Origin of the sequence: Malikia sp. (assembly GCF_028687635.1) — a bacterium.
In the GTDB taxonomy this organism is placed as follows: Bacteria; Pseudomonadota; Gammaproteobacteria; order Burkholderiales; family Burkholderiaceae_C; genus Malikia.
In genome coordinates, this window is sequence record NZ_JAQTZS010000012.1 from 15,366 (window position 1) to 35,476 (window position 20,111).

General features: G+C 65.5%; 16 protein-coding genes. 6 read left to right on the forward strand and 10 right to left on the reverse strand.

Annotated features, from left to right (window positions below; translation table 11 throughout):
- Window positions 1-186 precede the first annotated feature (186 nt).
- The 3 genes from PHR85_RS09020 (at window position 187) to PHR85_RS09030 (ending at window position 1,688) form a co-directional block, all read left to right on the forward strand.
- On the forward strand, window positions 187-501 hold the full coding sequence (locus PHR85_RS09020; RefSeq protein ID WP_300053260.1) for a BON domain-containing protein: 315 nt from the start codon (window positions 187-189) through the stop codon (window positions 499-501).
- 65 nt (window positions 502-566) lie between these two features.
- Window positions 567-782 (forward strand): CsbD family protein, encoded by a 216-nt coding sequence (locus tag PHR85_RS09025; RefSeq protein WP_300053263.1) that lies wholly within the window; start codon window positions 567-569, stop codon window positions 780-782.
- 183 nt (window positions 783-965) lie between these two features.
- Complete coding sequence (locus PHR85_RS09030; RefSeq protein WP_300053266.1) at window positions 966-1,688, forward strand: response regulator; 723 nt, start codon at window positions 966-968, stop codon at window positions 1,686-1,688.
- On the opposite strand, the gene PHR85_RS09035 is transcribed toward PHR85_RS09030, so the two are convergent.
- Window positions 1,685-4,660: an ATP-binding protein gene (locus PHR85_RS09035; RefSeq protein ID WP_300053269.1), complete on the reverse strand. Its 2,976-nt coding sequence runs from the start codon at window positions 4,658-4,660 to the stop codon at window positions 1,685-1,687. The genes PHR85_RS09030 and PHR85_RS09035 overlap by 4 nt on opposite strands.
- 85 nt (window positions 4,661-4,745) lie before the next feature.
- Here PHR85_RS09035 and torT point away from each other — a divergent pair, with 85 nt between their 5' ends.
- Entirely contained in the window at window positions 4,746-5,840 is a 1,095-nt protein-coding gene (torT, locus tag PHR85_RS09040; protein ID WP_300053272.1) for a TMAO reductase system periplasmic protein TorT, read from the forward strand.
- Window positions 5,841-5,849: 9 nt separating this feature from the next.
- Here the strand turns inward: torT and PHR85_RS09045 are convergent, their stop codons facing one another.
- Window positions 5,850-8,510, reverse strand: a complete 2,661-nt coding sequence (locus tag PHR85_RS09045) for a molybdopterin-dependent oxidoreductase (protein ID WP_300053275.1) — start codon at window positions 8,508-8,510, stop codon at window positions 5,850-5,852.
- Between the two features lie 367 nt (window positions 8,511-8,877).
- Between PHR85_RS09045 and PHR85_RS09050 the strand changes: the two genes are divergently transcribed.
- Together PHR85_RS09050 and PHR85_RS09055 are read left to right on the forward strand one after the other, a co-directional pair.
- Complete coding sequence (locus PHR85_RS09050) at window positions 8,878-10,335, forward strand: MFS transporter (protein ID WP_300053278.1); 1,458 nt, start codon at window positions 8,878-8,880, stop codon at window positions 10,333-10,335.
- Between the two features lie 99 nt (window positions 10,336-10,434).
- Entirely contained in the window at window positions 10,435-11,586 is a 1,152-nt protein-coding gene (locus tag PHR85_RS09055; protein WP_300053281.1) for a M20 aminoacylase family protein, read from the forward strand.
- 206 nt (window positions 11,587-11,792) lie between these two features.
- On the opposite strand, the gene PHR85_RS09060 is transcribed toward PHR85_RS09055, so the two are convergent.
- The 8 genes from PHR85_RS09060 to PHR85_RS09095 all read right to left on the reverse strand — a co-directional run bounded on the left by PHR85_RS09060 (window position 11,793) and on the right by PHR85_RS09095 (window position 20,095).
- A complete protein-coding gene (locus PHR85_RS09060; protein WP_300053283.1) occupies window positions 11,793-12,113 on the reverse strand; it encodes a hypothetical protein in 321 nt (106 codons plus the stop codon).
- The gene (locus PHR85_RS09065) at window positions 12,110-12,451 is read right to left on the reverse strand and encodes a hypothetical protein (protein ID WP_300053286.1); all 342 of its coding nucleotides are present in this window, start codon (window positions 12,449-12,451) and stop codon (window positions 12,110-12,112) included. The genes PHR85_RS09060 and PHR85_RS09065 overlap by 4 nt, the downstream gene beginning before the upstream one ends.
- A 224-nt stretch (window positions 12,452-12,675) precedes the next feature.
- Window positions 12,676-13,482, reverse strand: a complete 807-nt coding sequence (locus PHR85_RS09070; RefSeq protein ID WP_300053289.1) for an IS5 family transposase — start codon at window positions 13,480-13,482, stop codon at window positions 12,676-12,678.
- 600 nt (window positions 13,483-14,082) lie between these two features.
- The gene (locus PHR85_RS09075) at window positions 14,083-14,508 is read right to left on the reverse strand and encodes a single-stranded DNA-binding protein (protein ID WP_300053292.1); all 426 of its coding nucleotides are present in this window, start codon (window positions 14,506-14,508) and stop codon (window positions 14,083-14,085) included.
- Window positions 14,509-14,935: 427 nt separating this feature from the next.
- Window positions 14,936-17,665, reverse strand: coding sequence for a DUF927 domain-containing protein (locus PHR85_RS09080; protein WP_300053294.1), 2,730 nt, complete (start codon window positions 17,663-17,665; stop codon window positions 14,936-14,938).
- A complete protein-coding gene (locus PHR85_RS09085; protein WP_300053297.1) occupies window positions 17,662-19,200 on the reverse strand; it encodes a hypothetical protein in 1,539 nt (512 codons plus the stop codon). Before PHR85_RS09085 ends, PHR85_RS09080 begins: the two co-directional genes overlap by 4 nt.
- Complete coding sequence (locus PHR85_RS09090; RefSeq protein ID WP_300053299.1) at window positions 19,197-19,697, reverse strand: hypothetical protein; 501 nt, start codon at window positions 19,695-19,697, stop codon at window positions 19,197-19,199. The genes PHR85_RS09085 and PHR85_RS09090 overlap by 4 nt, the downstream gene beginning before the upstream one ends.
- Entirely contained in the window at window positions 19,694-20,095 is a 402-nt protein-coding gene (locus PHR85_RS09095) for a hypothetical protein (RefSeq protein ID WP_300053301.1), read from the reverse strand. Before PHR85_RS09095 ends, PHR85_RS09090 begins: the two co-directional genes overlap by 4 nt.
- Window positions 20,096-20,111: the final 16 nt, after the last annotated feature.

Sequence of the window (20,111 nt, forward strand, 5' to 3'; positions counted from 1 at the left end):
ATTTATAATATTTCCATGCTGCTTGGAAGGGGGGATCAAGTCTGTTCGTTCACGTACAGACCGATGCAGGCATCGGCGTAGCATCGCCTTACTTTCTGCCATCTTCAGTCATGACATGCGCAGAAAGTCGGCGACTGGAACCTGCTGGCTCGCCTGCACATCACTCATTCTTACTGGAGGTTTTCCATGATCCTGCGCAATACCCTTGCCACGGCCGTTGCAGCCGCAGCCTTGCTCTCCGCGACCGGCTGTGCCGTGAGCCGCGGCCAGGAAACCGTCGGCGCTTACATCGACGACGCCGGGATCACCACCCTGGTGAAGTCGCGTCTGTTCGAAGACAAGACCGTGGCCGGCTCATCGATCAGCGTCGAGACCCTGAACGGGACCGTGATGCTGTCGGGCTTTGCCAAGAGCGCACAGGAGCGCAACACAGCCGAGAGCATCGCCCGGGGCGTCAAGGGCGTGAGGTCGGTCAAGAACGAAATCGCCATTCGGCCTTGAGAATTTTCGTGCGGGCGCAGGGGCATCGGCCCCTCGCTCAGATCGCATCACACAAGGGAGCAAACATGAACTGGGACAAGATTGAAGGCAACTGGAAGCAAGTGACGGGCAAGGCCAAGGAACAATGGGGCAAGCTGACCGACGATGACCTTGATGTCGTGGCAGGTCGGCGCGACCAGCTCGCAGGCAAGATCCAGGAACGCTACGGGGTGGCCAAGGACGAGGCCGAAAAGCAGCTGGCCGATTGGGAACGCAAGGCCAGCGACTCCTGGTTCAAGTAAGGCCGGACGGGGCGGCGGAGTGGATCACGCCCCTTTTGAAGGGCATCGAAGTCCAGCACGGCCAGGCTGGCGGCAATCAGGGTGGCAGGCACGGTCTTTGCCACGCTGGATCTGGTCACCGTGGAGAATGAGCAGAATTCCGGTAGGATGCAAGGCCATCCTGTACGACAGCATCGGCACGCCTTGTCTGATTACCCCAGCCACACCCTTCTGGTCGTCGACGACGACCCATTGACCTGCTCTCGGGTCAAAGCCTATTTCGAGCAGGAAGGCTACAACGTGCTCGTCGCGTCCAACGGCGACGAGATGTGGCGTTGTCTGCGCAGCGGCACGGTCGATGTCGTATTGCTCGACATCGGCCTGCCAGGACGGGACGGGCTTGAGCTGGCGCGCGAACTGCGCGCCCAGAATGCCCGCATCGGCCTGCTGCTCGTGACCGGGCGCAATGACGATATCGACAAGATCGTCGGCCTTGAGTCGGGCGCGGACGACTACGTCACCAAGCCGTTCAACGCGCGCGAACTGCTCGCGCGGGTCAAGATCGTGCTGCGCCGGCTGCGCGACCTGCAGCCCCCTCCACCGTCCAGCAAGCAGCTCAGGATAGGCAACTGGACGCTGGACCTCGACTACCGGCGCCTGACCGCGTCCGATGGCAGGCGCGAGAACCTCACGCGCGGCGAATACGACCTGCTGGCGGTGCTGGCACGCCAGCCTGGCGTGGTAGTCGGACGCGAGCGGCTGATGCAGTCCGTGTTCCACCGTTCCTGGGATCCAAACGACCGCACCATCGACGTGCTGGTCTCGCGCCTGCGCGACAAGCTTGAGCAGGACCCCAAGCATCCCGAGCTGATCGTGACCATCCGGGGTGAGGGTTATCTGCTGGCCGGCGAAGTCGGCCCGCTCTAGCCTGAGCTCGCCTCGCCACGACCGGCCTGGTCGGCTCTGGTCAGCCATTGCTCCAGCGCGTCGGCACTCCGGCCGCAGTCCTGCGCGAGCCGGCTGACGAGCGGCGACATCTTGGCGACAGCCTGGCCGCCATCTTTCGCTGCCTGCTCGACCTGCCGGCAATCCTCCATCACCCGCAACAAGCCCAGGTTGCCGGCCGCGCTGCGCAGCTTGTGCGCCAGCCTGCCGAGCAACGCCAGGTCACCATGCTGCAAGGCAGCCTGCAGTCCGGCGCTGGCCTTGTCGGACTCCTGCCGGAACATGGCGAGCAGCTGCAGCAGCATGGGCCGCCCCAGATCCTGGACCTCCTCGGCCAGATGGGCCAGGTCGAGCAGCGCATCGGCTGCGTGAGCAGCCTGGCCGCCGTCGTCCGGCACCAGCGCTGCGGTCTCACCGATCGCGCTGGCGAGCGCGCGCGACAGCTCGCCAAGCCGGAAAGGCTTGCCGAGAAAGCCTGCCATGCCGGCGGCGGCCTGATGCTCGAAGGTCTCGGCCGTGACATGCGCCGACATGCCGACGACGGGCAACTGACGCCAGCGCCCGCCGTCCAGGCCATGGATGGCCTGCGCCACATCGAAACCCGACGCCCCCGGCAGGCTGATGTCCATCAGCACACAGTCGAAGCGCTGCTGCGGGCGGCGCAGCAGGTCGAGCGCGGCGATGCCATCACCCGCGACATGCGCCCGGTGCCCGAGCGACTCCAGGTAGCGCTCGCAGACGATGCGGTTGATCTCGTCGTCCTCGACGACCAGCACATCGAGCGCCCGCATCGGCACCACGCCCTCATGCTCAGGCACTGGCGCCGGACTGACGCCGGCTGGCGCAGCATCGACCGGCAGCTCGAAAGTGACCGTCGTGCCCTCGCCGATCACGCTCTGCAACCCCATGCTGCCGCCCATCAGCGTCACCAGTCGCTGACAGATCGCCAGCCCCAGGCCAGTGCCGCCATGGTGGCGGCGCGCGGTGTCCTCGACCTGGAAAAAGGGCCGGAAAACCGCCTCCTGCTGCGACTCCTCGATGCCGATGCCGGTGTCGCTGACCGCGAAGCGCAGTCGCAGCCTGCCGGGCACAGCGTCGGGGACCAGCGTCACCGACACCGTCACCTCGCCCTCGTCGGTGAACTTGATCGCGTTGCCCAGGGTGTTGAGCAGGACCTGGTTGAGCTTGCGGCGGTCGCCGACGATGCGCTCGGGCACATCGGCGGCAACGTCGCGCACCAGCGCCAGCCCCTTGGCACGCGCCAGCACCGACTGCAGCGCCAGCATGTCATCGATCACCTCGATCAGCGAGAAGGGTTCCGGCTCGACCTTGAGCTTGCCCGCTTCGAGGCGCGAGAAGCCCAGCATGTCCTCCAGCGTCTCCAGCAGGGTCGTGTTGGCATACGCGATCATGCCCAGGTATTCGCGCTGGCGCGCGTCGAGCGCGGTCTCCCCGAGCAGCTGGACGCTGCCGCTGACGCCGCTCAACGGCGTGCGCAATTCGTGACTCAGGCTGCCGAGGAACTCGTTCTTGGCGCGGTTGGCCTCCTCGGCCTCGCGCCGCGCGGCGGCGTGCTGCTCGACCTCGCGCTCGAGCAACTCCTTGCTGCGGCTGAGCTCGGCCGTGCGCGCGACCACCTGCTGCTCGAGCTGCTGCTGGTGCTGCAGCAGGGCCTGCTCAAGTCGCTGGCGTTCGATGGCATGCTCGCGGAACTGCTCAAGCGCCTGGACCAGCGACGCCAGCGGGTCGTGGTGTGCCCGGCTGCGACTGATCGTCACGTCGTAGCGGCCGGCCATCAGTGCGCGCACCGAGGCCTCCATGCACTTGAGTCGATCAAGCACGTCGTAGCGAAAAATCAGCCACAGCGTCGCGAGCAGGGCCAGCAGCAGCAGCGCGCCAACGGCCAGGAAACCGAGTGCACCACGCGCTATCGCCGCGCGGGAGCCCGCACCCACCTGCTCGACCGCCTGCCGACTGGCCCGCAGCAGTGCGCGGCCCTGCTCGTTGAGACGGCTGGCCAGCGCGGCGCCCTCGCTATGCTGAAGTATCAGACGACCGTTGAGCACCAGGCGCTCCGTCTGCAGCGCGAACAGGCCACCCGGTACGAGGCCCGCCGCCAGTACCGCACGCAGCCGCTCGGCCTTCGCCTTGCGTGTGGGATCGCGGAAATCCTGCAGACGCCGTGCCAGCACCGCGAGATCGGCTGAGAAATCACGCGCCAGTTCGGCCACGGCCTGCTCGTCCTGCAAGCCCTCGATGCGCTCGAGCTTGGTCTTGAGACGGAAGCAGACCAGCTGCAGCTCGGACATGCGCTCCATGCGATCGATATCGATCTCGATCAGGCGATCGAGCGACGCCAGGATCTCCCGCCGGCCGGCCCCGCGCTCGAGCATGGGGTAGAGGCTCGACACCGTCGCGGAGGTATAGGTCGAGGCATTGGCCGCCAGTCCCTCGGCGATCAGCATCAGCTCGGCCACCGCCTGCTGCTGGCGGGACAGCTCGGCGCTGATCTGTGCCTGCAGCTGCAAGGATCGCCTGGCCTCGGCGGCCTGCCGCTCGAGGTTGACGGCGATCGCGTCGACGGTCGAGGTCACCGCCGCGGCCAGCCCAGGCTCGAAGCGCTGGCGCTCCAGACGCTCCAGCAGGTCATGTGCTTGCGCGAACTGCTCGCTGCCGCTGCGCTGCAGCTGATCGACCTCCTCGACGGCCTGCGCCCGCCCGAGCTGCTCGACCAGCGCCAGCGCGCTGGTGTTGAGCTGCGTCATCGCCTGCACCGCCTCCATGGCCGGCACGGTATCCTCGATGATGCGACGCTGCAGGTCCACCACCTGGCTGAAGCTCAGCCAGGCCATCACCGCCACCAAGGCCGTCAGCAAGGCCGTGGTGGCCAGTGCCAGCGAAACCTTGCCGATGAAGCCCAGCCGCATGTCCAGGCGCCTGATCCACGGAAACATCATTTACCATCCACTGGCCGCCAACCGACCCATCTCGTCCACCATCCTATCCCGATCCGGCAGCCGGCCACCTTGCCCCATGGTGATGAAAAGCCCTCAGCGCCCTTGCACCTCGTCCAGACGGACCTTCTCCGGTCTGCTGGCCCTTGCACTGCTGGCGCCGCTCGCTCCAGTGCCCGCCAGCGCGCAGATGGTCATGAGCTGGGAGCCGCCCTTCACTGCCACGCAGCCGAAGCGGGTCGAGCATGTCCCGACCGCAGCGGCCAGCAAGCCCTGGGTGCTGTGCGTCGTGATCCCGCATATCAAGGATGCCTACTGGCTGGGCATCAACTACGGCATGGTCGATGAGGCCAGGCGGCTGCGGGTCGAGGTGCGCTTTGCCGAGGCTGGCGGCTACTCCCAGCTCGAACTCCAGCGCTCCCAGATCCAGGCCTGCGCCGCCGACCGCAGTGTCGATGCGCTGATCGTCGGCGCGGTATCGCGCAACGTCATGACGCCGCAGCTGCGCCGGCTCACGGCGCGCATGCCCGTGATCGGTACCGTCAACGCGATCGCCGACGAGGGCATCTCGGGCAAGGTGGGAGTGGACTGGGACGAGATGGGACGCGCGGCCGGCGCCTTCCTCGCCGCGCAGGCGCAGGGCGACGGACCGCCAATCCCGATCGCCTGGTTCCCCGGTCCACGCAGCGTCAGCGAAGGCGTGGACCGAGCCTTTCGCCAAGCCATCGCGGGCAGCCGGCTCGTGATCCGTACCACCGCCTGGGGCGACACCGGCAAGGCCGTGCAGCGCAACCTGCTGCAGCAGGTGCTCGACGAGCATCCCGACCTGCGCTTTGTCGCCGGCAATGCGCTGATGACCGAAGCGGCGATCAGCGTGCTGCGCGAACGCGGGCTGCAGGAACGCATCGGCGTGGTCTCGACCTATTTCACCCCGGCAGTGCAGCGCGGCATCATGCGCGGGCGCATCCTCGCCGCGCCCACCGACGCGCCCGTGCTGCAGGGCCGGCTCTCGGTCGGGATGGCGGTCGACCTGCTGGAGCAGCGGCCGACCCGGCGCCACCTCGGTCCCGTGGTGCGCACGGTGGACCGGAGCAATCTGGAGCAGATCGAGATCGGTGACTCGCTGTCGCCGCCACTGCAGATGCCGCAGATCCATTACCGGCCCCAGGAGCGGGACTGACGACCACCATCAGGGCAGGATGGCATCCTTGGCGTTCTTCTCAAGGAACTCAAGCACCAGCTTGCGCTGACTGTCGTCAAGACCCGCGCGCGGGAACATGCTTTGCGTGATGCCATGCCACTGGCTCTTGGTGTAGTCGCCCGGCTCGCGTGGTACGTGACACAGGGTGCAGCGCTCGTAGAACAGCTTCTCGCCCGGCACCATGTTGCCCATGGTCGCGCCCTTGATCACGGCGGCACGCTCGGCCAGCTTGAGTGCATCGACATCGAGCTTGCGCTGCGCCACCCGCACGACCGAGGGTGGCTCGTAGGCACGGTTCTCCGACTCGGCGTCGTCGCAGCGCTTGAGGTTGGCGATGCAGGTGTTCGCGCTGGTGGCCTGGCTCAGGCCGCTCGACGCGACGCTGGTCGTGATGATGTTGATCGCGCCGCTGTTGCAACGGCCCTTGGAATCGAGCTGGATCCAGTTGCCCTCTTCCAGGCTGACCACGCCCTTCATGATCTTGTCGGTGACGACCGCGCCGGCGATCAGCGCGCCGCGCTCGTTGTACAGCTCGACCAGGTCACCGCTCTTGATGCCCTTGGCAGCGGCATCCTCGGTGCTGATGAACACATGCTGACGGCCCTTGACGTTCTGCTCGAAGCGCACGTCGGCCTGCGCCATCTGCGAGTGCACCCGGTTGTAGGGGTGCGGACTGACCACATGCACCTGACCCGGCCTGGCGTTGCCCAGGAACTCGGACGGCTCCAGGTATTTCGGGACCGGCGGGCAGTCGGGCACGTTGAAGCGCGCGATCTCGGAGCAGAAGAGCTCGATCTTGCCCGACTTGGTGTGCAGCGGGTGCTTGACTGGGTCGGTGTAGAAATCGCCGTGACGCACCCACTGGCGCATCTTCTCGGGCACGTCGATGCGCACGATGCCCTCTTCCCAGAACTTCTCGAACGGCACCTTCTGGCCGGTCGCCGCATAGGAGGCCTTGAGGACCTCCATCACCGTCTTGCCTTCGGTGAAGCCGTACTCGACGCCCATCAAGGCGGCCAGGCGACGGAAGATCTCGAAGTCGTCGAGGCTCTCGCCGTAGGGCTTGATGACCTGGCGCATCGCGTAGATCTTGTCGTTGCTGTAGGTGCCGCCGCTGCTCATGTCGTCGCGCTCCAGGGCCGAGGTGGCTGGCAGCACGATGTCGGCAAAGCGCGAGGAGGCGCACCACCACGGATCCTGGCAGATCACCGTGTCGACCTGCTGGTTCATCGCGCGCAGCAGCTCGTTGGTGTTCTGCTGGTGCGACATGAAGTTGTTGCCAGCGGTGTAGATCAGCTTGACAAATGGGTACTTGTGCGTCGCGCCGTCGCGGGTGTATTCCTTGCCGGGGTTCATCAGCATCTCGCTGATGCGTGACGCCGGGCAGCGCGCCTTGACCGGGTTGCGGCCTTGCGCCAGACCGACCGGCATGACGGCGTTGGACTGCGCCATGCCGCCGCTGCCGTAGTGCCAGCTGAAACCCACGCCTTCGCCCGGCTTGCCGATCTTGCCGAGCATGGCCGCGAAGTTGATGATCGCCCAATGCGTCATCTCGCCGTGCTGCGCGCGCTGCAGCGACCAGGAACCGGCGAACTGGGTACGCTTGGAGGCGAACAGCTCGGCGAGCTCGACGATCTTCGCGGCCGGGATGCCGGTGATCTTGGCGGCCCACTCAGGAGTCTTGGGCGGCGTGCCGTCACCATCCTTGCCCAGCAGGTAGGACAGGTACTTGTCGAAGCCGACGGTGTACTTGGCCAGGTAGGCCTTGTCATGCTTGCCGGTCTGGTAGACATGGTGGGCCATGGCCGAGAACAGCGCCACGTCGGTGTTCGGCACGATCTTGATCCAATCGGAACCCAGCGCCTCGTCGGTCGGCGTGTACTGCGGGTTGATCGAGACGAACTTGACACCGCGCTCCTTGATCTGCTTCCAGCGCGGGAACATCTGGTGGTCGGCCACCGTGTACTCGATCCGGCTGTTCTTGAACGGGTCGCAGCCGATCCAGACCATGACCTCGGTGTGCTCGGCCACCACCTCCCAGGAGGTCTGCGGCGAATAGACCTCCATGTCTCCGATGATGTGCGGCAGGCTGACTTGCGAGGCACCACCCGAATAGTCGCCGGTGGTGACCGAGTGACCGCCGATCAGACCGAACAGGCGGCCCTGCAGCACCTGCGGGCGCAACAGGCCGGCATGCGACCAGCCGCCGTAGGAAGCGCTGAACAGCGCCTCGTTGCCGTGCTTTTCTGCCGTGCGCAGGATGGCGTCGGCGGTCAGCGCCAGCGCCTGCTCCCAGCTCACGCGCACGAAGGGCTCCTTGCCGCGCAGGTGCGGCTTGGTGTCGCCGGTCGGGTTGGTCAGGTAGGACTTGCGCACCATCGGGTACTTGACGCGGGTCTTGTGATAGACGCGGCTGAGCAGGCCCTGCGTCAGCATCGTGGTGGGCATCGCGTCGATGTCCTTGAGCGGCTGCACGCCGACGAGCACGCCGTTCTTGACCACGGCCTTGAACGGTCCCCAGTGGCTGGCGCTCGGGATCAGTTGGGTGTCGGCGGCAAACACCTCGCCGGGCTTGAACAGGGTCAGGCCACTGGTCGCCACAGCGGAAGCCACGGATGCCTTCAGCAGGCCACGTCGGGTCATCGTCATGATGGATCTCCTAGCAAAAATTCGAACGAATTAAGTATGACTTGATGCTAGACATTAAAGCCCAATGACGCAACTTGATTTGTTATCTCTTGAGCGTTTTTTGTTAATCACTGTTAACAAGATTCACGAAACCGTGAACATCCACCTGCCGCACAAAAACCCACAAAATGAAAAATCTTTATAAATCATGATGTTGTATAAACACATATTTATACAAGCACTACCTGATGGCAGTTCCAATAATTTTTTTCAATAGCCAATCCTGACGAATGGATGTATATTAATTGCACTGATTAATCCAGGGCGGGCATTGTTCCGCTGCTGGATTTCGGTTAACCCAGTCCAGCAACCCATACAGGGGACTTTCATGAGCAACACGACATCGAACGTGCCATACAAGGGCAATGACCGCCTCTTGTTCGGCATCATCATGGGCGTCATTGCCTTCTGGCTATTCGCCCAGACGACACTGAACATCGCGCCCGGCATGAGCCAGGATCTCGGCATATCGGCCAACACGATGAACATCGCGGTGGCGATCACCGCGTTGTTCTCCGGCATCTTCATCGTCGTCGTGGGCGGCCTGGCCGACCGCATCGGTCGCATGAAGGTGGTGCGCATCGGCTTTTACCTCAACATCCTCGGCTCGCTGCTGGTGGGTCTGACACCGACGGGCGACCTGGCGACGCCGGTCTTGCTGATCGGGCGCGCGCTGCAGGGTCTGTCAGCTGCGTGCATCATGCCGGCCAGCCTGGCGGTTGTCAAAACCTACTGGGACGGGGCCGAGCGCCAGCGCGCGGTCAGTATGTGGTCGATCGGTTCCTGGGGCGGCTCGGGCCTGTGCTCACTGTTCGGCGGCCTGATGATGGAGAGCTTTGGCTGGCGCTCGATCTTCTTCGTGTCGATCGCGGTCTGCCTGCTGGGTCTGTGGATGATCAGCGGCACGCCTGAGAGCAAGGCTGAATCCAAGGGCAACTACAAGTTCGACCTGCCTGGCGTGCTGACCTTCATGGTCACCATGGTGGCGCTGCAGGTGGTGGTCACCCAGGGCAACAAGCTGGGCTGGACCAGCCCGCTGATTCTCGGCATGAGCGCCGTGGCGGTGATTGTCGGCGCCGTGTTCATGAAGATCGAATCCAAGTCGGCCAATGCCTTCTTCGACTTCAAGCTGTTCAGGAACTCGACCTACACAGGTGCCACGATCTCCAACTTCCTGCTCAACGGCGTGGCCGGCACGCTGATCGTTTCGCTGCAGCTGGTTCAGTTCGGCGGCAACATGACGGCTCAGGAAGCGGGCATGCTGACCCTCGGTTACGCGATCGCCATCATCGCCTTCATCCGTGTCGGTGAGAAGCTGCTGCGTGCCTTCGGTGCCCGCAAGCCGATGATCTGGGGCTGCCTGATCGTGGGTGTTTCCATCCTGCTGCTGTCGCCAGCCAACCTGCTGCTGGCGGACTACAAGATCCTCGCCATCATCGGCTACACGCTGTTCGGTGTCGGCCTGGCCTTCTACGCCACCCCTTCGACCGACGCGGCGCTGTCCAACCTGCCGGCCGACCAGGCTGGCGCGGGGTCTGGCATCTACAAGATGGCCTCCTCCCTCGGCGCTGCCTTCGGTGTGGCGATCTCGGCGGCGATCTTCACCGCGCTGCGCGCCAACAACGAAAGCATCACCTGGCTCGAAGGCGTGATCACCTTTGCCGGCCGGCAGGACAACCTGGCCGTGCGCGAGGCCGCCATCATCGCGCTGGGCTTCAACGTGCTGATGGTCCTGGTCGCCATCCTCTCGATCATGCTGACCGTGCCCAAGGGCAAGAAGGCCTGAGGCCTGTCACCCCCCGGGCGGGGTGTCTGCCGCCGGCGCGTAGCGTGCCGCGCATTTCACCCCGCCTCCCCCGCATCTTGACGACAAGGAGTAGAGCAAATGACTGAAGCATCCAAGGCCCTCGAACAGGCCAGCATCGAACAGCACTTTCACTACCTGCACCAGCACCCCGGAGTGGCCTTCGAGGAAACCCAGGCGGCCAGCTACATCGCCGGCCTGCTGCGCGAATGGGGCTATGAGGTGACCGAAGGCGTCGGCAAGACGGGTGTGGTCGGCCGGCTCAAGGTCGGCGACGGCAAGGCAAGCATCGGCCTGCGCGCCGACACGGATGCCTTGCCGGTGCCGGAGGCCGCCGACCTGCCGTACAAGAGCCAGATCGCTGGCAAGTCACACACCTGCGGCCACGATGCCCACACCTCGATGCTGCTGGGCGCTGCGGAATACCTGGCCAAGACGCGCCACTTCAACGGCACGCTCAACCTGATCTTCCAGCCCGCCGAAGAGACCATGGCCGGCGCGCCCGCGATGATCGCCGACGGCCTGTTCGAGCGCTTCCCCGTCGACGTGATGTTCGGCATGCACAACATGCCCGGCCTGCCGGCGAACAAGCTGCACTTCACCGGCGGGCCGATCATGGCCGCGGTGGACAACTGGGAGATCGTGCTGACCGGCGTCGGCAGCCACGGCTCGATGCCGGAAAAGAGCATCGACCCGCTGGTGGCAGGCGCGGCACTGGTGATGTCGCTGCAGACCATCGTCTCGCGCAACGTCGCGCCGATGGATGCGGCGGTGGTCAGCGTCGGCGCCTTCCTGGCCGGTGACGCGGGCAACGTGATTCCGCAGAGCGCCACGCTGCGCTTGAGCACGCGCACCCGCAAGCCGGAAACCCGCGAGATGGTGCTGGGCAAGATCAAGGCCATCACCAAGGCCACGGCCGAGGCCTACAACGTCAGCTACGAGATCAAGGAAGGCCAGCCGGGCGCGATCCTGATCAATGACGAGGCCAACACCCAGACCTGCATCGACATCGCACGCCAGCAGTTCGGCGCCGAACAGGTGGTCACGCCCGGGCCGACCTTCATGGGCAGCGAGGACTTCGCCTTCTACGCGCAGAAGGTGCCGGCCGTGTATTGCTTCATCGGCAACGGCAACACGCCGATGGTGCATCACCCGATGTATGCATTCGATCCGAGCAACCTGCCGGTCGGCGCGGCCTACTGGGTTGCCGTGGCGCAGAACTACCTGAAGTGATCACCGCTGAGGGGGGCTGTCCAGCGTGGACGGTACCCCTTGAAGGGTAAGCCCCTTGATTCACCAATGAAAAAGCCCCCAAGGTGATCCCTGGGGGGCTTTTTCAATCAAGGTGGTGGCGGACGGTTGACCGCGTGCCGGTTGGCGTCCCGAGCTTATGAGCACTGGTGCGGACTGCTGCGGGCTTGCGGGTACTGCACATCGTTTCACTTGGTCCGCCACTTGGCCAGAAGCCGGGCCTGCAGGGCTTTGCGCTCCGGCTGCAACTGGCTGCGGCGGGCGGCGATGCGTTCCGCCACCTCGCGCTGACGGCGCGGATCGAACCAATGCTTCCCGTCCTTGGCCATATTCCAGATGCTCGACACCGCTTGCCGATGCACCGGCAACGGATCGCCGTATGGGCCGAGGGTCGCCAGTTGATCGCGCACCCGCGATCGCCAGCGCTTGTGCCACAGCCGTTTGTCATCGGCTTCTGATCGCGCGGTGGTGTGGCCGAAAATCGGTGTCTTGCGGCGGCTGCGACTCACTTGCTGCTCCGGCGGACCGCCGTGAAGTCCGAATCGTCACCCTGGTGGAGGTAGATGCGGCCCTCGGCCTGATCGCCCTTGACCTGCATCCAGCCGCGACCGCTGGCAGGGTCATTTTCATCGCAGCCCTCCCAGGAAAACTCCACGCGTGCGACGCCAGCGGTCACGCTGACCCGGGCAGCGAGACCGCCCTGCACCAGCCCGAACTGGAATTCACCCATCAGGTCTTCGCGAATCGTGATGTACGCCGGCACTTCCATGTCGAAGTAGTCAGCGTCCCACATTTCCATGCTGGTGATGCGCCAGTCACCCACCACCACTTTTTCTGTCTTCTTCATTCTTCCCCCGACAGGCCGGCTTGCGACCAGAAATGGCAAAATCTTCACCCGCACCCCAGCCGAGGTTCTGCCCCAGGCAGCGCACGCGGTCCAGGCAGGCGATGCAGGAGGGCTGCTGTGCGGCGGGCAAGGGCAGCACGTACTTTAAGGAAAACCGGAGATTTCAGGCGGGCTTTGTTGCGTAATTCAAGCGAAGGACGTACGACCCCTGACCCCAGACGGATTTATGCCACGCGCACCGTCTCGGGCGTGCCGAGCTGCGTGAATCGGTTCAGGATCGCGGCGCGCACCTGCAGTTCGGCAACCTGCCGATCAAAGTCCCGTGCCATGACCCGTTCACCCATCAACTTCACGCACCGCATCTTGGTCTCGACCAGGCTGCGCCGGTGATACCCGCTCCAGCGCTCCTCGTGGCAGGCCTTGGTGTCGTAGGCACCGTCACCGCTGACCGACAGCAGCGCTTCGTCTGGATCGATCTGCCCGAGCAGACTGGACAGCACCGGTGCATCGCCCACCGAGTTGGGCGTGACCTCGATAGCCCGGATCTCCAGCATCTGCGCATCAAGCCCCAGGTGCAGCTTGCGCCACTGGCGCCGGTACTCCGCACCATGCTTCTTCCTCTTCCACTCGCCTTCACCCATCATCTTCAGGCCCGTGCTGTCGACCAGCAGGTGTAGCCCTTGTGCAGCTGGCCGATAGGGAATGCGGACCTTGAGCGTCTTTCGGCGCCTGCAGACCGTGCTGTAGTCAGGCTCCTGCCATGACAGGCCAGCGAGCTTGAGCAGGCTTTCGACCATCCCCATTGCCTGCCTCAAGGCCAGACCGAACAGGCCCTTGATCGTCAGACAAAACTGGATCGCCGCGTCCGAGAACAATGACGGGCGGCCGCGTTCGCCGTTGGCCAGGCCTGACCACTGCAGGTCTCGATCCAGCCAGATCATGAGCGCACCGCGCGCCTTCAGGGCCTGGTTGTAGCGCCTCCAGTTGGTCGTCTTGTACTTGGCGGGCTCTGGCCTGACGCGGTCACTCATCGCAGAAGCTTACCGCAGCACGCCAGCGACTTCGTTTGACAATTTGATTTCTGCAACAAAGCCCGGGGAACAGGCGATTTGTTCCCCGATATGTTCCCCGGTGACGGGCTGGCTGTCAGTGTAGCTCCCTGGGTCTCCTTGTGAGGTAAGCCCCTTGATTCACCAATGAAAAAGGGCTGGGGTCTACTGAACCATGCGTGCAACGTGTTGATTCTCAAAGGATACAAGGCTTAGGTTTTGCGACCTGTACCCCCATTTGTACCCCCGCTTTGCCTTTGATACCCCCACTTTCCGCCCATTTGGCCCGGTCCCGGCTCGGCTTGTGGGCGGCTTGCCGGTGTGGTGCGGATGCTACAGCCCATGCCGCTGATCTTGCCGGTGCTCGACCAGGAACAGCGCCAGCGGCCCGAAGGGTCTGCGGATTGTGCCGACCCCTTGCCGATGTGAACGAGGTTGTGAACTGCTCACGCCACTTCACAAACGCTTCACAAGTTCACAAGTTGGCTGACTCGACCAGGAACGACAAACCCGGCGCATGGCCGGGTCTGGTGGTGGGGGGGGGTAGCAAAGCGCGACCCCCTTGATGATGCTGGCGCCGGATCAGAAGTCCAGCGGCCTGCCGTCGTCTAGCTCGCCAGGATCAGCGGCATAGTCGCCGCGCCGGTACTGTTGGCGCTGCTGGCGCTGCTGCTGGCCTGCCTGCTCGGGTTGCGTTGCCCGGCGCTTCTTCGTGATGGAGTAGACCGACAGCACATTGGATGCCACCAGATCCAGGCTGGGGCGTGCGGTACCGTCCTTGGCCGTCCATGTGCCCACCTTGAGCGTGCCGGCCAGCGCGACCGCTTCGCCGTCTCCCAGCGCCAGCAGTGCGGCCTGGGCTCCATCGTCGAAGGCGATGACGTTGCAGAAGGTCGCGTCCTCCCCGGTCGGCACCCGGACCTTGGCGGTCGTGAAGGTGTTGCCGTTCTTGCTGGTGCGTCGGGTCGGTGCCCCGCTTACCTTGCCGCTTACCAATGCGTCGATCATCGCGCGTTCCTTCCTTTGGTGTTGGTGGTCTGGTCCGCCTCACATGCGGCCTCATAGGTGGCCCATAGCTCGGCGCCAGTGGTGCAGCGGTCGCCGCGTCCGTGCCCTGCCGCGCAGCAGCTCGGGCAGGTGAAGTGATGCGTCAGATAGGCCCCATCCGCCTGTCGCCAGTCGGGGGCTGGCGCTGGTGCTGGTGCCTGGGCATCGTTCGCGGCCTGATCCGGCCTCGATTCCTTGCACCTATCCTCTACCCCTACAGAAAACGCGGTCACAGAGGTTACAAGGTCACAAACGGCCTTTCTCCCTCTGAGCGAGTCGTTTTTCTGGGTGACTTTCTCGTCTGGTGACTCAGGGCACAAAGTCACAAACCCAGCGCCGGGCACGGTTACAGCCCCGCTTGCAAGCCAGTCGGCCAGTGCTGCCGCGCTCATTGGTCGCCCTCCGTGTCGGTTGGCTTGACGGTGTAGAACTTCTTTGTCGTGCCCCCGATGGCCCTTATCCGCTCGGTCTTGTTGCGGGTCTTTAGCATCCCGGCCTGCTCCAGGTGGTCCAGCGCGCGCTTGAAGTCGTGACCCTTCAGCGCATCCTTGAGTCCCTGCCCGGTGAACAGATAGGCCCGCTCGCCGTCGCGGTCCCTCCAGTAGCCCGCCCGTTCTCGCACGGGTGGCGAGTGCTGCGGGTCGGCCTCGGCATCGCTGAAACGGCTGTCCCCGTGGCGGTCTATGAACTCCGTGACCTGATCCACCACTTGCGGCCCCTCGGCATCCGTGGTCTTGCCGTCGCGCATCCCCAGCCACAGTTGCAGGCCCACAGCCGCCGCGTGGATCGCTTCACCCCGCTGCCAGCCGGTCACGCCGTAGCTGGTCGCCAGCTCGCCCGCCAGCGCCAGCACGGCAAAGCGCGCCGCCACGCGTTGATACTGTCCCTCGCCAGCGTCGGCGTTGAACTCGGGCCGCGCCTTGATGGCTGTCAGCAGCTCGCGCACCGCATCGTGGTCATCACGGGTCAGCCGTTCCAGGAAGGCCCGGCCCGCGTGCCCGTAGTGGGTTTCCGACTCGCGCTTGATCGCATCCGACAGCGCCGCGCCGCTCGCGTACTGGTGCAGGGTGTCCCATACTCCGTGTGCCCGGTCCGTGACGGGCAAGTCAACGATGCGCACCGCCTGCCCGGCCTTGGTCTTGAAACCGCCTTCCTCCATCGTGGCGACAATGGACCGCTCCCCGTTGGACAGGATGGACACGCGCCAGCGCGCAGCAGCTCGCGCGCCGCCCGTGCGGGATGCTCGGCTCTTGCCTTGACCGTTGCCCAGCATATAAACCGTCTCGCCCACTTCGCGCGGGTCGCACTGGCTGATTTCATCCAGGGCCAGCAGTGAGTCATTGAACAGCGCCGCGACCGATTCCAGCCCGTTGGACGTAGCCCGCCAGTTGCGCCGGTAGCTCGGTCCACCCCAAACCGAACAGGCCGCAAACAGCATGGATGACTTGCCCTTGCTGCTCGCGCCGATGGTGTTGATCCCGCCGCTGTCGGCTCCGACCAGGGCCAGCACGGGACCGGCAAACGCGCAGGACAGCGCCAGCGCCAGCATGGGGTTACCGACTGCCAGTGCCGCCGTGCCGGCCTGCCAGCCCGCCAGGGTGCCGCGCGTGGTGTATTCGTCGCCGCCTGCGTGGTCGCTCTGGTAGGTCACGCCGTCCGCCTGGGGGCCGATGACAGCATCCGGCAGAACAAAGGCTTGCCGCTCAGGCCCGGCCCATCCGGTCTGTGTCGCGCACTGGATCACGCGGTCGGGTGCCCGGTGCAACAGGTAGGCGGTCAACTGCTCGCGCCCACGGTGGGCAATGTCGAAGCCCATCCCCAGCAGCTCGCGCCGCATCTCCATCCCATCGCCGGCCAGCAGCGCCATCGGTATGGCCCATGTCCGCCACTTGCCGGTGGTGGTCCTGAAGCGCAGCATCCGGCCATAGTTGCCGTCGTGGGTGTCGGTCGTGACCGCCTCGATATGCAGCGGCCCGCATACCCGCTGCTGGGTCATCGCTGGCGGTGCGTCTCCCTTGCCGGTCTTGATGCCGAAGTGCCAAACGCCGGGCGCGTAGCGGGTGCCGTCGTCGTCGTGCCAGTCATCGAACACCAGATAGGCCGGGCGTTCGTCCTCGCCTGGGATGCGGATTGCTGGCGCTGGTGCTGGCGCGTCATCGGCCAGCGCCGCCGTGAAGTACTCGCGCACCGCCTCAAGCCCGGCCTCGTCCCCGTGCAACTGGTGCAGGTCGTTGAAGTCGGTCGCGTCATCGGGCCGGCAGTCCTCGGGGAACCTGGGCACGGCCCGCAGCCCGCCCACGGCCCGCGCCGCCGCCGTCGCCTTGTCCATGCCGATGTTGCCATCGGTGCGTTTCCAGTCGTCGTCCGCCGCCAGGATCAGCCGGGCCTGGGGGTACTTGGCCCGCAGCGCCAGCGAGACGGGGTGCAGGTTGCCCGCGTCAAAGGCGACAGCGACCGGGTGCCCGGTGGCCTCATGGATGCTGGCGCCAGTGGCGAAGCCCTCGCAGATCACCAGCGGCCCGGCTTCCTGGGGCTGGCCTATCAGGTGGAAACAGCCCTTGCGCCTGCCGCCGAACAGCCCCTTTTTCGGCGTCCCGGCTTCGGGCCTGATCCGCTCGACGTTCCAAAGTACGCCGTCAGCGTCACGCATGGGGACAAGCAACAGCTCGCCCTCGATCCGCGCGCCGTGGGCTTGGATGCCCTTGCGGATCAGGTAGCCGTGAGCGGTGGCCGGCGCTGCTGCCTCCCAGCGCCGCGCGGCCTCGGCTTGTGCCTCTTGCTGGCGCTGGATTCGGTCGGCTTCGCGCTGCTGCCTCATGGCCTCGACCCGCTGCCGGTGCGCGTCCCGCTCGGCCTGGGTCATCTCGTTGGCGGCCTTGGCGCACCAGGTCGAAGACAGGCCAGCCCGCCAGCAGCCGAAAGACCCAGCGGGCACGCCGTCCAGGTGCAGGACATACCAGCCCGATTCATCGCCAAGCTTGCCGCTGCTGCTGAACCGATGGATTGCGCCGTCCGCCTCGATCACGTCAGGCGGGGTCAGGCCAGCGGCCCGGATCGCATCGGAAAACGCCGCCAGGGTTGCGGCCTCGCTGACTGCTGGGTGGTGCGGGGCGTTCATGCTTGGCCTCCTTCCTGGGTGGTCAGGCGATACCCTCGTCCCGCCCGTTCGATCACGCCGGCCTGTTCCAGCTCGACCAGGTAGCGGCGCGCGACTTCCTGCGATGCGCCTTCAGCGGCGTAGATGGCCCGCAGGCTGGGCTTGATGCGCCCGGCCTCGATGCCCGCCTTCACGCGCAGGAAGCGCGCGCCGTCGTCGGTGGGTGCATCGACCAGTGCAGCGGCCTGCATAGGTGCATCGGCCAGTGCATCGACGGGTGCAGTGGTCGGTGCATCGGTCCCGGCCTGGGGTGCATCGACTGCATCGGGCACCAGTGCAGCGGCTGCGACCGGCACTGCATCGGTCGATGCATCGGTCTTGGCGGTCGATGCATCGGGTGCATCGGTCGCCAGTGCAGCGACCTGGGCGGGCAGTGCGGCGGCGTCGATCACCAGTGCATCGACATGGCCGGCCAGTGCATCGGCGGATCGTGCCGGGGTCTGCATCGGCTCGGCATGGGCCAGAGAAGCTCCCAGCGTCGCCAGCCCTGCGCCAGCGGCCAGCGCCGGCAGGGTGTAGCGCCGCCAGCTCGGCACGGCAGCCGCAGTGCCTCGCGGCGTGGCCTGGGTCTGCTCGACGGCTACCCGCATCGCCTGCCGAACGGGTGCAGCGGGTGCCAGTGCAGCGGCTGCGACCGGCACTGCATCGGTCGATGCATCGGTGCGGGATGGCAGTGCATCGGTCTTGGCGGTCGGTGCATCGGGTGCATCGGGTGCATCGGTCGCCAGTGCAGCGACCTGGGCGGGCAGTGCAGCGGCTTGGGCGGTCCCTTGAGCATCACGAGCCGCGCGGGCCAGTACACCAGCGGCGCCAATGAACAACAGCCCGATGCAGGAGATCAACAGCGACTGCGCGACGGACAAGGCGATGACGCCGGATTCACCGAAGACCGTTGTTGCGGTCGGGGCGCGCGCGGCCTGCAACTGCGCCAGCTCGGCAGCCATGCGTCGGGTATCGGCTTCGAGGGCGGCGGCGTCCCGGATGGATTGGGCGCCGTCAGCCCGGCTCGATGCGATAGCCGACTGGCTGCTGCGTTGACCGGCGGCGACCAGGGCGGCGGCGCTGCTGCGGTTGGCCTCGATGCTCGCTCGCAACTGCTCGACGCGACCAGCGCCAGCATCCGCGCGGGCATCCGCGGACTGCGCCAGGGCGACGCGGGCACCGTAGAGGCTGACGGCCTCGAAAGCGACCAGGGCAGCCGCGCAGGCGATCAACTGCCAGCGCAGCGCGCGCAGGCGGCGAACCGGCACCAGCCCGGCCACGAACATCGCGGCCAGCTCGGCAGCGACGAACAGCGCAGCGGTCAGCGTCAGCAGCTCGCGGGCCATGCCTTCTTGCTCGGTCGCCTGAATGGCGAGCGCGAACAGTTGGACGGTCACATAGCTGGCGGACAGGCCGATGGTCCCGGCCAGCAGGGCCAAGGCGTAGTAGGCGGCGGGGCGCAGGTGGCGGTCGCCGTCGTGCTCGGGGTAGGGCTTGATCGTGGTGGTGGTCATGCCGCCCCCTTCTTCGCCGCCTTGGCAGCCTTGCACTGGTTCAGCAGCTCGACACTCTCGGCTGCTCGCCTGTCCTTGCGGTGCAGATGCGCGCTGAAAGCCGCATTGCGCAGGTGCTCGGTTTCCTTGGTGTCGTGGTCGCATAGTCGGGTGGTCCAGGCGGCCTCCTCGGTTGCGTGATGCTCTGCGACCTCTATGCAGGACGCCAGCGCATTGAACAGTCCGCAGGCTGTCACCTCGTCAAGCTGAAGCCCGGCCTCTTGGCCATCGTCGTTGTTGCGGTCCAGCTCGCGCTGCATCAGGATTGCCGCGATGGTGCGGGCGCCGCTCAGGGCAGCAGTCACGCGGGCCATGCCCTGAGCGTCAATGAAGGCCACGCCGTCGCCAGCGTACCAGTCGAACACGTCCGGCTTGGTCACGCTCAGGGGCTTTTTCCAGTCGCTCGCGCGGCGGCGGTTCACCACGTTCTCGGTGGCCTTGGTGGTGGTGTCGCTCATGCTGCGGCTCCTTCCAGAATCGCCTTGATCGCTGCCAGCTTGTCCGCTGCATCGCCGCTCTCGGCGGTCGGCTCCAACAGCGCCAGCGAGACACGGCACAGCAAGTGCAGGCGCTTTCGCTGCCATTCGGCCCTCTGCCTCTTGTCCTCACGATTGCGGCCAGTCGTGATAGCCGGTACGGGCTGGGATGCCAGCTCAAGCGCGGTCACGATGTTGGCGCGGATCGCTTCGGCACTGTCGCCGGGCAGGATCAGGCACTCGAATTCATCGCTGCCGTCCAACAGGTCGAACAGTTCCCGGTTGCCTTCTTCGATGCTCTCGCTCTCAATGCGTTGGCCCATCAGCTCGCGCGCCAGTTCGATACGGTCGGTGATGGTCGTGGTGGTGTTCGTGTTCATGGTCATCATCTCCAGG